This is a genomic window from Clostridium sp. N3C (assembly GCF_900095445.1).
Taxonomy (GTDB): domain Bacteria; phylum Bacillota; class Clostridia; order Clostridiales; family Clostridiaceae; genus Clostridium_AU.
Window position 1 is genome coordinate 1 of sequence record NZ_FMJL01000044.1, and the last position, 14,372, is coordinate 14,372.

General features: G+C 34.4%; 16 protein-coding genes. 14 read left to right on the plus strand and 2 right to left on the minus strand.

Annotated elements, in window-relative coordinates:
* The 4 genes from N3C_RS11405 to N3C_RS11420 all read left to right on the plus strand — a co-directional run.
* Positions 1 to 986: MFS transporter (locus tag N3C_RS11405; protein ID WP_074366155.1), on the plus strand; the 986-nt coding region annotated here is incomplete at its 5' end.
* Between the two features lie 410 nt (positions 987 to 1,396).
* On the plus strand, positions 1,397 to 1,876 hold the full coding sequence (locus tag N3C_RS11410) for a CDP-alcohol phosphatidyltransferase family protein (RefSeq protein WP_074366156.1): 480 nt from the start codon (positions 1,397 to 1,399) through the stop codon (positions 1,874 to 1,876).
* An 88-nt stretch (positions 1,877 to 1,964) separates the two neighbouring features.
* Positions 1,965 to 3,476: a WD40/YVTN/BNR-like repeat-containing protein gene (locus N3C_RS11415; RefSeq protein WP_074366157.1), complete on the plus strand. Its 1,512-nt coding sequence runs from the start codon at positions 1,965 to 1,967 to the stop codon at positions 3,474 to 3,476.
* Positions 3,477 to 3,607: 131 nt separating this feature from the next.
* Positions 3,608 to 4,261: a nucleotidyltransferase domain-containing protein gene (locus tag N3C_RS11420; RefSeq protein WP_074366158.1), complete on the plus strand. Its 654-nt coding sequence runs from the start codon at positions 3,608 to 3,610 to the stop codon at positions 4,259 to 4,261.
* A 178-nt stretch (positions 4,262 to 4,439) separates the two neighbouring features.
* Here the strand turns inward: N3C_RS11420 and N3C_RS11425 are convergent, their stop codons facing one another.
* Together N3C_RS11425 and N3C_RS11430 are read right to left on the minus strand one after the other, a co-directional pair.
* Positions 4,440 to 5,834 carry a sensor histidine kinase gene (locus N3C_RS11425; protein WP_074366159.1) on the minus strand — a complete coding sequence of 465 codons (1,395 nt, stop codon included), beginning with the start codon at positions 5,832 to 5,834 and terminating at the stop codon, positions 4,440 to 4,442.
* A gap of 1 nt (position 5,835) precedes the next feature.
* Positions 5,836 to 6,540, minus strand: a complete 705-nt coding sequence (locus N3C_RS11430) for a response regulator transcription factor (RefSeq protein WP_074366160.1) — start codon at positions 6,538 to 6,540, stop codon at positions 5,836 to 5,838.
* 166 nt (positions 6,541 to 6,706) lie between these two features.
* Between N3C_RS11430 and N3C_RS11435 the strand changes: the two genes are divergently transcribed.
* The 10 genes from N3C_RS11435 (at position 6,707) to N3C_RS11480 (ending at position 14,338) form a co-directional block, all read left to right on the plus strand.
* Complete coding sequence (locus N3C_RS11435; RefSeq protein WP_074366161.1) at positions 6,707 to 7,462, plus strand: ABC transporter ATP-binding protein; 756 nt, start codon at positions 6,707 to 6,709, stop codon at positions 7,460 to 7,462.
* Positions 7,459 to 8,181: an ABC transporter permease gene (locus tag N3C_RS11440; protein WP_074366162.1), complete on the plus strand. Its 723-nt coding sequence runs from the start codon at positions 7,459 to 7,461 to the stop codon at positions 8,179 to 8,181. Before N3C_RS11435 ends, N3C_RS11440 begins: the two co-directional genes overlap by 4 nt.
* Positions 8,178 to 8,948 (plus strand): ABC transporter permease, encoded by a 771-nt coding sequence (locus N3C_RS11445; RefSeq protein ID WP_074366163.1) that lies wholly within the window; start codon positions 8,178 to 8,180, stop codon positions 8,946 to 8,948. Before N3C_RS11440 ends, N3C_RS11445 begins: the two co-directional genes overlap by 4 nt.
* A gap of 5 nt (positions 8,949 to 8,953) precedes the next feature.
* Positions 8,954 to 9,238 (plus strand): hypothetical protein, encoded by a 285-nt coding sequence (locus tag N3C_RS11450; protein ID WP_074366164.1) that lies wholly within the window; start codon positions 8,954 to 8,956, stop codon positions 9,236 to 9,238.
* Between the two features lie 217 nt (positions 9,239 to 9,455).
* Entirely contained in the window at positions 9,456 to 10,217 is a 762-nt protein-coding gene (locus N3C_RS11455; RefSeq protein ID WP_083604535.1) for a nitroreductase family protein, read from the plus strand.
* A gap of 111 nt (positions 10,218 to 10,328) precedes the next feature.
* The gene (locus tag N3C_RS11460) at positions 10,329 to 10,706 is read left to right on the plus strand and encodes a GntR family transcriptional regulator (protein ID WP_074366166.1); all 378 of its coding nucleotides are present in this window, start codon (positions 10,329 to 10,331) and stop codon (positions 10,704 to 10,706) included.
* Positions 10,703 to 11,551, plus strand: a complete 849-nt coding sequence (locus N3C_RS11465; RefSeq protein WP_074366167.1) for an ABC transporter ATP-binding protein — start codon at positions 10,703 to 10,705, stop codon at positions 11,549 to 11,551. Before N3C_RS11460 ends, N3C_RS11465 begins: the two co-directional genes overlap by 4 nt.
* Positions 11,551 to 12,198: an ABC-2 transporter permease gene (locus N3C_RS11470; RefSeq protein ID WP_074366168.1), complete on the plus strand. Its 648-nt coding sequence runs from the start codon at positions 11,551 to 11,553 to the stop codon at positions 12,196 to 12,198. Before N3C_RS11465 ends, N3C_RS11470 begins: the two co-directional genes overlap by 1 nt.
* Before the next feature lie 99 nt (positions 12,199 to 12,297).
* Positions 12,298 to 13,467 carry an ATP-binding protein gene (locus tag N3C_RS11475; RefSeq protein WP_074366169.1) on the plus strand — a complete coding sequence of 390 codons (1,170 nt, stop codon included), beginning with the start codon at positions 12,298 to 12,300 and terminating at the stop codon, positions 13,465 to 13,467.
* Positions 13,468 to 13,510: 43 nt separating this feature from the next.
* Positions 13,511 to 14,338, plus strand: a complete 828-nt coding sequence (locus tag N3C_RS11480) for a glycosyltransferase family 8 protein (RefSeq protein ID WP_074366170.1) — start codon at positions 13,511 to 13,513, stop codon at positions 14,336 to 14,338.
* Positions 14,339 to 14,372 lie beyond the last annotated feature (34 nt).

The following is a 14,372-nucleotide window of genomic DNA, read 5'->3' on the forward strand; positions in this document are numbered from 1 at the left end:
CCAACTATATATACATAATTAATATAGTATTAGGTATAATGGAGGCTATACAATCACCGGCTTCAAGTGTTGCCTTTGGTATAATTGTTCCTAATGATAAGTATGAAAAGATAAGTGGCCTTAATTCAATATCAGAAAATTTGAATACAGTTCTTTACCCTGTGTTGGCATCATCACTTATTGGATTGTTTGGTATTGAGAGTGTTTTATTATTTGATATAGGATCCTTTATATTTGCTATTATCATAATGATATTCTTTATAAAAATACCAGAAGTACAGGCAGAAGAAAATGAAGGAAATATGCTAAGTGGAATGAAAGAAGGATTTTCTTATTTAAAAATCAATAAAGGAATTTTGTATATTATCATTAGTATGACATTATTGAATTTTCTATCCAGGTTGTCATATGAAAATATCTTATCCCCAATGATTTTAGCTAGAAGTAATAACAGTGAATTTACTTTAGGAGTAGTTACTTCTATATTAGGATTAGGGGGAATCATTGGAGGGTTGATTGTAAGTACAGTAAAATTGCCCCAAAATAAGGTTAAGATGCTGTTTTATTCTGCTACTTTTTCATTTTTATTTGGAGATTTACTAATGGCTTTTGGACAGAATATATATGTTTGGAGTATTGCAGCTGTAGCTGCTAGCGTACCAATACCATTTACTTTAGCTGCACAATCAGTATTGATTTATAACAATGTTAAGACTGAAATGCAGGGAAGGGTTTTTGCGGTTCGTAATGCCATGAAATTTACAGCTATTCCAATAGCAATTTTATTAGGAGGGGCCATTTCTGAATATATATTTGAACCCTTTATTCATGGTGCTTCCAATTTAGCAGCTTTTTTACGCACTTTAATTGGAGATACAAATGGATCTGGTATGGCTCTTATGTTTATTTTTACTGGTATTATGGGATCACTAAGTTGTTTATTGCTTGCCAATAACAAACAGGTGAAGAAGATAAATGTGCAGTAGCTAATTTAATGAAGTTAAAAATATACTAATTCAGAAGATTATTGATACAATGAGAATGCATCGATCGAAGACCTAGTTTAAGTTTATTGGAAGATTTAATTTCCAAAGGCTTCGTATAGATGCATTTTTATATGGCATATAGGTAATAGATCCTTGGCATTTTGCTCATATATAATTCTGGAAATGTTATATTTGTTTAAATGTAGGCTGTCCATGAGATATTACTTTTAAATTAATCCCTTTCAATCAAAAGTTTTGTGTAATAAGTATTTATAACGTATTTACAGGTTAGTGAGTAAAGACTATAATTATATTCAGTGATTACTAACTTTTTATAAAAAGGTAATGTTTAGGAAGAATCGGACTTTAGCCTTTGATAAAGCGTAGTATATAGGGTAAGGAGTGAAGGCATGGCAAATATAATAACTAGCTTTCGTATTCTATGTAGTATAATGCTGTTATTCTTTACTGCCTTTTCTCCTTCCTTTTATTTTTTGTATCTATTATGCGGATTCTCAGATATGATTGACGGTACCGTTGCAAGGAAAACCCATTCCGTTAGTGAGTTAGGGTCTAAGTTGGACACAGTGGCTGATTTTATATTTGTAGTAGTTGCTTTAGTAAAACTGCTTCCTAAAATAGATACACCTATTTGGCTCTTGATATGGATTGGCCTCATTGCAGTAATTAAGATTGTAAACCTGTTTTTAGGATTTACCTATTACAGGAGATTTGTAGCAGTACATACTGTCATGAATAAGGTTATTGGATTCTTTCTTTTTATGTTACCATTGACTTTGTCTTTTATTGAGATGAAATATAGTTCCATTATTTTATGTTCAGTTGCAACCTTTGCAGCAATTCAGGAAGGATATTTTATTAGGAATTAACTCAAGCACTACCTGAGCACTTTAATAGTGCAGGAGTAATGGGGTTAAGTAGAAAAAATAGTTTTATGTAGAAGTAAAAAGGAGAAATATGAAATATGTTTATAAGCTTTGTGGGAAAGTAAGTTTAGTATTTTACATATTTACCCTGTATCAACTATGGCATCTATGCCAGTATGGTGGTTTAAAAAGTCATGCTTCAATGTTGGCTTTAGGCATAATAGGTTGTGGCGGTACATTTATGCTATGGTTGATTTCTAGAAGGTATAGGCAGAAAGAAGATTCTGAGGATAAAGTGAAAAATAAAAATTTCTATATAGAAGTATTTATTTTTATAATTGTGACACTTTTCTTTGGAGCACGTATTGATTATTCATCAATTCCATATCATGGAGCATTATCATGGAAAATTGATGAGTGGAAGCGTAAAAAAGAGATGAAATTAGAACATAATAATCTTTTTCAGAATGGTGTGGAAGGAATTTTAATGGATTTAGATGAAGCCTTGGAATTGCCGGAGGAACTCTATATTGTAAATCAATGTAAGATTACATTTGATGCAAGAGGAACTATTAAAAGTATTGACGCCTTTATATATGGAAAAGATGAAGATGGAGAGAAAAAGACCTATCTCATTGATTATAACGTAGACAGTAGTAGTAATATGACAGTTTGGCTAGATGGAAATGTTAATGGTGGATATGATAAGGATAAGCGCCTGTCTCCAATGATTGAAATATTAAAAAATGCAGATTGGATGAATCAAGTAAAGGAATGGTCGGAAACATTCCAAGAGCAGCAGATATATGAACTGGTTTATTCTGGTAGAAGGTCTTTCAATTCAGATGAAGGTTTACAATATGTTCCGGGAGATACAGATGGTGATGGAGTTCAAACAGGAACAAGTAATTTTGCACAGCTTAGAACAGGTGGGAAAATTGTTGGATATGAGGTATCTTTGAGTATACCAGACATAAATAGTGTTAGATCTATACTATACATAACGGAGCCTGAGTACATCAGTGAAAAAGAATTGGATCAAGAGCATGCTAAGCAGCAAGTAAATGAAGCAAAGGATACAGAAAGTTGGACTGTAGATCAAAGAGAAGGAACCATGTATTTTTTTTTAAATAAAAAAATTGGATGGCGATTGGTGATAACAGATGCAGCTGCTGGAAGTAGATTTTATATAGTGGAAAAGACTATAGATGGTGGTGCTACTTGGAAAGTTGTAAATGATGATCCCTTTAGCGGACAATTAGGAGTTGCAGAAGGCTTACTATTTTTTGATGAGAATTTCGGAGTTGCAGGTTTAACTGGAGCATCTCAGTCCTATTCAAGATTATATGCTACTGGAGATGGGGCAAAGTCATTTGAAGAGATCAAACTTCCAATGGATAGTGTTACAGAATTACCCCAAAATGCTATAGATAGCGGACTTAAGGTTGAGGACTTTGATTACTTGAATATGCCTGAAAAAGATAGTGATACATTGACTATAAAGGTAACGGTAGAGGCCGCAGAGAATGATGGCATTATATTTCAATCAACGGATAATGGAGTTACGTGGAAATACAAAGGGTTGACTCAGACTAATGATTAGAATTTGATGAACAGCCATAGCCTATGGCTGTCATCTTGTTTATGAGTTTGAAGTTGACAATAATTAATTACTAAAGTGTATGCAATCAGTTGAAGTGAGAGGGAAAAGTTAAAAAATTTTGGAGGACTAAAATGATTGACGTAAAATTATGGATGGAGCGCTTTATAGAATTACTTAAGGAGACCTTTGGGCACCGTATCTATTTTGTAGGCCTACAAGGAAGCTACGGAAGAGGGGAAGCCACTGAATCCAGTGATATTGATGTAGTAGTTATATTAGATAAACTGACAGCAGATGATATAAAAACATATAACCATATGTTAGATACCCTTCCTAACCGAGAATTAATTTGCGGATTTCTTTCAGGAAAGGATGAACTCATAAATTGGGAACCTTCAGATTTATTTCAGTTTTATTATGATACAGAACCTATTGTAGATACCCTTGATGAACTGCTAACAAAACTTAATAAGGAAGCAGTTGAACGTGCCATTAAAATAGGCGCCTGCAACCTTTACCACGGATGCGTACATAACATGTTATATGAAAAAAGTGATGATATAGTCCGTGGATTATATAAGTCTGCATCTTTTGTTATACAAGCAATTGTATTTAAGGATACTGGTAAATATATTAAGCACCAAAAGGACTTACTTGAAGTCATAAAGGATGAAGAAAAAGAGATTCTAAAAGATTTTATTGCTCTAAAAAAGGGTGCAAATGTAGAATTTGATGCAATGTCAGATCGTTTATTTAATTGGGTAAGAAATCTAATAAATATGTAAATGAAAAGACTGTTACACAAGAACTGATTAGTTGTTTTTGTGTAATAGTCTTTTTTATGTTATAAATGCCATTAACGCTTGTCTAAATATTCTCGTATGGCATCAACTCTTTTTTGAAACAAAGCAACATAGTTAAAGAAGCCAATACTATAAATATTTTATACTAATTATTACTATATTATGATTCTAATGGTAAAGCAAGCTTCACCAAGAAACCACCATAGGAACTATGGTCTATTACAGTTGTTCCACCATGTACTGCCATAATCTGCTTTACTATAAGCAGCCCTAAACCGTGCCTTTGCTCTGTTGTGTTTTCATCACAAATCATATAATGGGGGGTATTATTGAGCTTTTTTAGTTGCTCATCAGTAACTCCTATACCGTCATCGGCAACGGTCACAGTACATTGGTTGTTTTCAGCTACAACACTGACGTATATTTTACAACCTTTCTCATTGTGGTTGATGCAGTTTTGAATTAGATTGCTGACTGCTCGCTTTATCAAGGCCTTATCAACCTTTACAGGGCAAACAGATAAGTCTTCATCCATCTCCAATTCAATGGGGTGAGTGTCCTCAATATCCATATTTATAAAGTCTACGATAACCTGCCGCACAATGGCAATCATATTTTCACTTTTCACATTCATTGGCTGCATATTGTACTCCAATTTGGAAGCTAAGTTAAGGTCGTTTATTAAGTTTTTTATTCGTTGGCTTTGTTTTAGGATAACTGTAGCTTTTTGCCTTTCATCATCAGTTAAATTGGTATCTTCTTTCAATTGACTAGCATAGCCCATAACCATTGATAAGGGAGTTCTAATATCGTGAGATACACCTGCAATCCAATTTGCTCTGGCCGTTTCTTTCCTGCGGAGCTGATTCTTTTGTGACTGTAATATTTCTGAGGTTTTATTTATATTCATGGCAAGTTCTGATAATAAGCCTTTTTCTTTAACATAAACAGGTTCTCCTGTTGGTAGACTCTGTATGCCGTTAACAATGGGCTTTATGGATTTTAGTAGTTTAGAATTTGCAACCATATAGATGAGAAAAATTAATGCAGCATTGATTATAAAAACAGTAAGTACAGTTTTAGGCAAGTTAGCGATAGTGTGATAATCCCAACTCGGCCACATATGCTTCCAAAAACTATCTTTGGGGTATCCTAAGACAACAAGTCCATTTTTCCCTTTTCCTGTAAAGGTGGGGTAGCCCTCTATATAACCCCGGGTCAGACTAACTATATCTGAAAGGGTATATGACATAGGTACTGTTTTTGGCAGATTATCTGTATGCCATATTACCGACTTTGATTCATTATCTATATATATTGCCCAGGCATTAGAGTCTTTCAATTCTTGAACTATTGAGTCAGGTAATTCATATTTCTCGTCACTTGTAAGCTGTAACGCCTTTGCAACTTCTTCAGCTGTTTTCCAGGGAGAGGCATTTGGAGTTTGCTTTGCCATAAAAATTGCTAGTAAAGCAAAGTTCAGAATAAAAAGAAGCACACAACTCAGTAGCAAAATACTAATGTATCGCCGTATCAGTTTAGGAACACTTCTCATATCACTTACCCCCAACAATTAGCTTATAACCTAATCCCTTAATTGTGATTAATGATACAGGCTTTGAGGGATTTAATTCTATCTTTTCTCTGATTCGGCGAATGTGAGCCATTAGAGAGTTTTCATATCCGAAGGGATTGTCACCCCAAGCAGCTTCACAGAGAGCATCGATGGTTACAATACGGCCTGCATTGCGATATAGGACATTGAGAATGTCATATTCCTTAGCAGTTAGAGGGAGGTGTTCTCCGTCTTTTATTACTTCTGCACGGTCAAAGTCGATTTCGCTATTTTGTAGTTTTACAAGAGGATTTTCACCCTTATAGCATCTACGTAAGATTGCCATAATGCGGAATATCAGCTCTTTAGGTAAGAAGGGCTTTACTATATAATCATCAGCTCCAAGACCGAAACCTCTTAATTTATCCTCATCCTCTCCTCGGGCGGTTAAAAGCAAGATAGGATATTCACCTTTATGTTTTAACTGCTCCATTAAGGAAAAACCATTGCCATCAGGCAGCATCACATCTAGAATAGCAAGCTCTGGTTGAAAGCTGTCTGCCAAATCAAGGGCCTCCTTCACTGTTCTTGCAGTTACTATGTGATTAAAGCCTTCTTCTTTCAGTATAGATACAAGCATATCCAAAAGCTCATGTTCGTCATCAACAAGCAGCAACCGTTTATTCTTCAAATATTGAAAATCCATATGGACACCTTCCTTCTGTGGAACATTGCAATATATAAATATTATAACATAGAACTTTGGAAACTATTGATCCTTGAATAAATGTAAGGTAGTTGTAAGGTAGAGAGAAGGTTGTCGCAAGGTTTGAGTTTTAATATATAGCTATAAGGAGAAAGGAGCGAAAGATATGAACATTATTGAAACCAAAAATCTTACAAAAACATATGGAGACTTTACTGCTGTTTCAGGACTTAATTTACACATTCCTAAAGGATCAGTTTACGGATTTTTGGGGCCTAACGGAGCAGGAAAATCAACCACAATGAAGATGTTACTAGGGTTAACTAAGCCTACCAGTGGATCTTTTGTCATTGACGGAAAGAAATATCCAGAAAACCGTGTACAAATTCTGAAAGAAGTGGGTTCCTTTATTGAAGCTCCAGCCTTTTACGGGAATTTAACGGGAGAAGAAAATCTAGATATTGTTCGTAAAATTTTGGGCTTACCTAAATCCGCCGTTTCCGAGGCCTTAGAATTGGTAGGACTTACCCAGTACAAAGGGAGACTTGCTAAAAAATACTCTCTTGGTATGAAGCAAAGATTAGGCCTTGCAAGTGCTTTGATTGGAAAACCGCCTATACTTATTTTAGATGAGCCTACAAATGGACTTGACCCTGTTGGTATTCATGAAATCAGAACTCTTATTCGTTCCCTCCCTCAGAAATTTGATTGTACCGTATTTGTATCTTCACACTTATTGTCAGAAATTGAGCTAATGGCTGATTATATTGGTATTTTAAATCACGGTTATCTGCTATTTGAAGGGACACTTGATGAGCTGAAAATTCATGGAACTAAAGAAGGTTATCCTACGGATAACTTGGAAGATACCTTCCTTGCCTTAATTGATGCTGATAATAGGCAGAGAGGTGGAGTGAGATGAGTTTTGGATTGGAATTTAAAAAGGTGAAAAGAACAGGTTTTATGCTTGCCTTTCTCAGTGGAGGTGTTTTAGCAGCTATAGTACCAATTCTCAATATGCTAGTTCGTTCAGAAAACTATGTAGGATTTGATGATTCTCCTGTTCAAATCTTGATGAATGCTAATTGGCAGATGATGTCCATGCTAAATATTCTCCTAGTTGTAGCGTCTGCCTGCCTTGTGTACCACATAGAATACACTGACAATGCTATTCAAAGAATGTGTACCTTACCTATAAAAGAAAGCAAGATATTTTTTGGAAAGGTGGCTTTAATGGCAGTTATGTGCCTTGTGATACTGCTAATGGAAGCTGCAGCTTTAGCCTTCTGTTCCTACTATTGGTTTGAATTGTCCACAGATATTTGGATGGAAGTAATTAAAAGCTTTGCCTATGCTTTGTTATTAATCTTTCCGGCAGTATTATGCTCGCTGGTGATCGCATCAGCATGCAGAAATATGTGGGTATCTCTTGGAGTGGGGGTTGTATGTGTATTTATAGCTACTATGATACCTACAAAGAACTTTATATTATCCTTGTTTCCCTTTGCACTGCCCTTTCAGATCTTGTCAGGGACAACAGAAAATATCCTCCGCAATTATATGATTGCTGCAGTGATTGAAATACTTATCCTTGGCATTGTAGAGGTGTTATTCTTAAAGGTTAGGAGGTCATTTGAATGAATTTTTTATCTCTTCTTGGCATTGAGTTCAAAAAAATTCGACGTTCGAAAATCCTTTTTATTTTGAACATTGCCACCATTATTCTTTGGTTGCCTTCTGTTTTTAATGCTGATCTTAATTTTCAAATGCAAGCAGAGGGCATTTCACCAGAAAGCAACTTTTTAATACAAGGGCTAATGGGAATGGCCTGGTTTATGTTTCCTGCTAGTATGGTTGTGTGTACCGTATTGCTGAATATGAGGGAAAGAAGCAATAAAGGCATACTAAAAATGCTGGCTCTTCCCATTAATACTGCAAAATTATGTTTGGCTAAATTTATTGTTCTGCTTTCACTAGGGGCCTTTCAAATACTGATGACAATTACTATGTATTTCATAAGTGCAGTTGTAGTATCACAAACACAAAATTATAATTTCATTTTACAGCCCTTCTTTGTTTTCAAAGAGGCAGCATTAATATTTGCTTCGGCAATTCCTATGCTTGCATTGTTCTGGCTTTTATCAGTATGTTTTCAGACCCCCATTTTTTCTATTGGCATTGGTCTTGCTTCCATAGTTCCATCGGTTTTAATGATAAACACCAAGCTCTGGTTTGCATATCCAATGGCCTACTCCTTCTTTGTGATAACAGCTGAATACGGAAGATTAGCTTCTAACCTTACAACAGCACAGGTTGAACTATTTCCATGGATACCCGTTGCTATCGGTATTACTTTACTTTGTTTATTCATTTCCTGCCTTCGCTTTGGGAAATTTGAAAGGAGATAATAATAATGAAAGACAAGATATTAACTAGTATCAGTACCATTATGCTTTTCCTACCCTGGACTATTTTGCCCTTAAGGTCTTTTCAGTGGGCCTTGAAATCACCTGTTGCTGAAATAATGATTTCTTCTTATGCAGCTTTTATGATATTCAGCGGAGTATTTACAATCATTTCTTATGTTAAGACAAAGGTAAAAAATAATATAATGAAGATTTGCTTGATTGTGAACAGCCTTTATGCAGTATTTGGCCTTGTGGTATTTACAATGATGATTTTGCCCAAGATAATGTAAGGATGTGCCTCCGAAATTCATGGACTTATCTAGGTATTATTGCATATCTATCAAAAAAGGTAAGAAATTAAACTGTCACCATTAAGGAGCTGGCTATATAAGTCTGCTTCTTTTTGCATCTAAGTAAATAAAAAATAATTTTTTTAAAAGGTATTGAAAATAATTTTATAATTGATTAGCCTAATTTTAGGAGATTCTATAATGGAGGTGTTGCATAATGGACTTTTATTCTCAAATATTTAAAAGAAAATCCTTTCATCTGTTCAAGGATACCGAAACATTATCAGAGCAAGATATTAGCAAGTTAAATGGATTTATAAAATCAGTGATTCCTATGGATTCATCAATTAAGACAGAGATTACAATAGTGCCAGAATCCGAGACAAGCTGTAAGCGAGGTGCGGAATATTGTATTTTGTTTTACAGTGAGATAAGAGGAGAGTATCTCAGAAATATAGGCTATATAGGACAGCAGATAGACTTATACCTTGCATCTCAAAACATTGGCGCCCTATGGTATGGCATTGGTAAACCAAAAGAAATGCAAATTAATGGGCTTGATTATGTAATCATGATTGCCATAGCGAAAATGCCTGAAAATAAGTTCAGAAAGGATATGTTTAAATCCAAGAGAAAGCCCCTAGAGGAAATATGGGTAGGGGAAACCTTAGGAGTTGGGGAAATAGCTCGTTTTGCACCAAGTGCTTGCAACACACAGCCATGGATTACAGAAAACACTGGAGAAGAACTTATTATTTATAGATATAAAAAACCTGGTAAACGAGGTATTATGCCTGCAGATAAGGTTAGCTATTACAACCGCATTGATGTGGGAATTTATCTATTTATGCTAGAAGTATGCTTATGCCATGAAGGTTATACATGGGAAAGAACCCTTTATGAAGACAAGGCAGATGATAGCATTGAAAAAGTTAAAATAGCAAGATACCAATATAAACGCTTTCCAGAATTTCAGTGATAATCACTGATTTCTGGATTTTTTATTTATATACAATAAACAGCGTATAACAGTTGACAACAGATATATAGTGTTATATACTGTTTACTATAAAATAAAGGAGTAAAAAATATGCATATTATACTTAACAATTCATCCATGATACCAATTTATGAGCAATTAGTGGATCAGATAAAATCAGCAATAATTCAATCTGCATTAAAAGAAGGTGAGCCCCTTCCCTCTGTTAGGAAGCTTGCAGGAGAGCTTCGTATAAGTGCTTTAACAGTGAAAAAGGCTTATGACAAGTTAGAAGAAGAGGGATTTGTCACAACTGTTCATGGAAAAGGAACTTTTGTAACAGCTTCTGATAAGCAATTAGCAATGGAAGCAAGAAAAAGGGCCGTTGAAGAGGATTTTACACAGGCAATTCATAAGGCGAAAGCCGTTGGTTTGAGCAAAGATGAAATACTAGAAATAGTTAATATTATTTTGGAGGACGAATTATGATTGTTTTAAAAGATGCTGTAAAGTGTTATAAAGACTTTAATTTAAATATTTCAATGGAAATACCAAAGGGGAGAATATCTGGTCTTGTCGGAAAGAATGGAGCAGGTAAGAGCACCACAATAAAACTTATTTTAGGTTTGGTTAAGCCTAACAGTGGAAGTGTGACTGTTTTGGGTACAGAAAGTAGTAAGCTTACTAGCAAAGAAAAGGAGCAAATAGGTGTTTCTCTATCTGATGCTAGTTTTAGTAGCCAGCTTACTCTATCAGATGTTGAAAAAATTCTTATAAAAATGTATCCCAAATTTGATAAAGAATATTTTCAGAAATTAAGCCAAGGATTAAATCTTCCAAAAGATAAGATTATAAGGGAATTTTCAACTGGTATGAAAGCAAAACTTAGGGTTTTAGTTGCAATTACCCATAAAGCAAAGTTGTTGATTTTAGATGAGCCTACAGCAGGCCTTGATGTAGAAGCTCGAAATGAAATACTTGATATACTAAGAAAGTATATGGAAGAGGATGAAGAACGCACAATTTTAATTACTTCCCATATATCCTCTGATTTAGAAGGACTTTGTGATGATATTTATTTAATCCATGATGGAAAGATAATGCTCCATGAAGAAACAGATGTAATTTTAGATCGGTATGGTCTTTTAAAGGTGAATGAAGAACAGTATGCTAGCCTTGATAAGAACTATATTTTGAAAAGTCAAAAGGAACCTTATGGATATGCATGTTTTACAAATGAAAAGCAATATTATCAAGAGAATTATAAAGATATAATAATCGAAAAGGGCGGAATTGATGAGCTTATTCTTATGATGACAGGAGGATACAGATAATGGCGGGATTGTTAGAAAAAGATTTAAGATTACTTTTAAGTAGAAAGCAATCAATTGTTATGTTTTTGCTTCTCGCTGTGGTATTAGGTTTTACACAGGCGGGAACTTTTATACTTGGATATTTGCCATTTTTAGGTGTGATTTTAACAATCAGTACCATTTCCTATGATGAGGTAGATAATGGATACACATTTTTAATGACCTTACCAATTGACAGAAAAACCTATGTAAAGGAGAAGTTCTTATTTTGCATAAGTGGAGCTGTTAGTTCGTGGATTCTTGCTGTTGTTTTATATTTCCTTTCAGGATCTCTTCATGGAGATAAATTAGTAATGATAAATGAAATTCCAATGGTACTCACCTTTTTAGCAATTGTGATATTGCTTATGGCAATAATGATTCCCTTTCAAATAAAGTTTGGAGCAGAAAAAAGTAGGATTGTTATGCTTATCATATTTGGTATTATAACAGTAGTTTCATTTGTTTTTGTAAAGATCATTGGGCAAGAAACGATGAATGAAATAATTGAAAAGATGGAACATATTAATGAAACATATATTATGATGTGTGGAATTTTCCTTGTGTTGTTATCTACGGTTGTATCCTATATGATAAGTTGCAAAGTAATGGAGAATAAAGAATTGTAGTTTACACTATAAAATAAAATAGTATAATTAAGACGTTGAAGTTTAATTTATAAAAAAGCATGGGAGTATAGAAAACAAGAAAATTAGGAGTAGTAGTTTATGAAGAAAATGGGATTTAGACACAGACTAATTATTTTATCATCCATTGCTATAGTAGCTATTGCAATAGCTGCCACCTTGTTTACTCAGAATAAGGGTATATATGTGAAATATAGGGAATTTAACGAGCTATTTACAGAGGGAAAAATATCAACTGTAACCATTAATACAGAGAATATTCAATTTGAGAAAGTAGGGTACAATGGAAAGTATTATACGGACAATCCCAAAACAGATGATTTTAAAGAAAGACTGTTGCTTTCTGGAATTGAGGTGAAGGATAGCACAGAGGATGATGGATTTGTTGTGATTTTTGATATTCTCTTTGATATAGCCTTCATAGGATTTATTGTTATTGTGATTTATAAGTTTTTTGGAGATTACTTTAAATCTTTTAAGGTAATAAGACATACTGGAGTAAGGTTTGATGACATTGCTGGTATGGATGACTTAAAAAAGGAAATGCTCCATGCTGTAGATATACTTAAAAATTCTGAAGAGTACAGACGAAAGGGTATACGTCCCACAAAAGGTATTGTGCTAGAGGGGCCTCCTGGAAACGGAAAAACCTTGTTTGCAAAAGCTTTGGCCGAGGAAGCTGGCGTTAATTTTATAGCCACTAAGGGTGCGGATTTTCAAAGTGTGTTTATGTCAATAGGCCCAAGAAAGATTAAGCAATTGTTTAATAAAGCTCGTAGGCATAAGCCATGTATAGTATTTATTGATGAATTTGACGGTATTGGTGAACGAAGAAATTATGCAGGCTCAGGAATAGACAAGGAAAATAATCGTATGATTACAGCTATGTTAAATGAGATGGACGGATTCCAAAATGAAGAGGGAGTTTTAGTTATTGCAGCAACAAACTCTTATGATTCGTTGGATGGGGCCCTTGTTCGTCCTGGAAGGTTTGATTTGAAATACACCATTCCTAATCCTGATGAGGCTACAAGGATTAAGCTTATTAATTTATATACTAGAAAAAAACGGCTTTCAGCTGATATACCAATAGAAAAGCTAGCTCGTAGCTTTAATGGATTGAGCTGTTCTGCTATTGAAACTATCTTAAATGAGGCCGCTGTAGTTATGATAGCGGATGGAAAGAGTGAAATTGATTTGAACAGCATTATAAAAGCTTGTAGAAAAATGGGCATTAAGATTATAAGTTGATGTTTTATATGAATATAGCTTAAGAAAGGATAGGGGATTGTAAATGAGTAAGAACAATAGTGTAGATTTGCTTTTTACTGCAGATGGAAATTATGCAGTTAGGATTCCGGTAGTTTTAAAGTCCTTATATGTGAATGATAAAAGTACTTCATACCATGTACATTTGATTTATGATTCACTGTCTGAGGAAGTTCTATGTAAGCTGGAGAATTTTTCTGCAAAATTAGGATATGATTTTTCCTCCTACAGTATTAAGGAAAAATATTTTGGTAATGCACCAGTTAATAAGCACTATTCTCAGATGATGTACTACCGGCTTTTAGCAGCAGATATTCTTCCCAAATCCATAGATAAGGTAATATATCTTGATCCAGATGTGCTTATTATAAATCCCCTTGAACCCTTGTGGCAGATGGATTTAGAAGACAAAATTTTTGCAGCAGCTTCTCACACAGAAGAGAAAAGAGTTTTGGATAATATAAATAAAATACGATTAGGTATATCCTCTGCCTATTTTAACACTGGTGTGATGTTAATGGATTTGAATAAATGTAGAGAGAAAGTCCGAATTGATGAAATAGTTGATTTCATTGAGAAAAATGAATACAGACTCCTGCTTCCAGATCAAGACGTTTTTAACGCCTTGTATTCTAAATATGTGAAATCAATTCCTGATGAAATATGGAATTACGATGTTAGAAAGTATACCCAGTATTATATACAGTCCGCAGGTAAGATCGAGGGAAATTGGATTATACAGAACACAGTAGTCCTGCACTATTGTGGTAAGGATAAGCCATGGAATAAGCAATATAAGTACCGTTTTGGTGATTTATATAGGCATTATCAACACCTCTGTGAAAGAGACTAGATAAAGTAACTATGGAAGATATTTCAGTAGTCTT

What these genes read in the sequence shown, in the direction of transcription:
- N3C_RS11410 (WP_074366156.1), top strand. Translation starts at nt 1,397, where the DNA reads ATGGCAAATATAATAACTAGCTTTCGTATTCTATGTAGTATAATGCTG.
- N3C_RS11415 (WP_074366157.1), top strand. Translation starts at nt 1,965, where the DNA reads ATGAAATATGTTTATAAGCTTTGTGGGAAAGTAAGTTTAGTATTTTAC.
- N3C_RS11420 (WP_074366158.1), top strand. Translation starts at nt 3,608, where the DNA reads ATGATTGACGTAAAATTATGGATGGAGCGCTTTATAGAATTACTTAAG.
- N3C_RS11425 (WP_074366159.1), bottom strand. Translation starts at nt 5,834, where the DNA reads ATGAGAAGTGTTCCTAAACTGATACGGCGATACATTAGTATTTTGCTA.
- N3C_RS11430 (WP_074366160.1), bottom strand. Translation starts at nt 6,540, where the DNA reads ATGGATTTTCAATATTTGAAGAATAAACGGTTGCTGCTTGTTGATGAC.
- N3C_RS11435 (WP_074366161.1), top strand. Translation starts at nt 6,707, where the DNA reads ATGAACATTATTGAAACCAAAAATCTTACAAAAACATATGGAGACTTT.
- N3C_RS11440 (WP_074366162.1), top strand. Translation starts at nt 7,459, where the DNA reads ATGAGTTTTGGATTGGAATTTAAAAAGGTGAAAAGAACAGGTTTTATG.
- N3C_RS11445 (WP_074366163.1), top strand. Translation starts at nt 8,178, where the DNA reads ATGAATTTTTTATCTCTTCTTGGCATTGAGTTCAAAAAAATTCGACGT.
- N3C_RS11450 (WP_074366164.1), top strand. Translation starts at nt 8,954, where the DNA reads ATGAAAGACAAGATATTAACTAGTATCAGTACCATTATGCTTTTCCTA.
- N3C_RS11455 (WP_083604535.1), top strand. Translation starts at nt 9,456, where the DNA reads ATGGACTTTTATTCTCAAATATTTAAAAGAAAATCCTTTCATCTGTTC.
- N3C_RS11460 (WP_074366166.1), top strand. Translation starts at nt 10,329, where the DNA reads ATGCATATTATACTTAACAATTCATCCATGATACCAATTTATGAGCAA.
- N3C_RS11465 (WP_074366167.1), top strand. Translation starts at nt 10,703, where the DNA reads ATGATTGTTTTAAAAGATGCTGTAAAGTGTTATAAAGACTTTAATTTA.
- N3C_RS11470 (WP_074366168.1), top strand. Translation starts at nt 11,551, where the DNA reads ATGGCGGGATTGTTAGAAAAAGATTTAAGATTACTTTTAAGTAGAAAG.
- N3C_RS11475 (WP_074366169.1), top strand. Translation starts at nt 12,298, where the DNA reads ATGAAGAAAATGGGATTTAGACACAGACTAATTATTTTATCATCCATT.
- N3C_RS11480 (WP_074366170.1), top strand. Translation starts at nt 13,511, where the DNA reads ATGAGTAAGAACAATAGTGTAGATTTGCTTTTTACTGCAGATGGAAAT.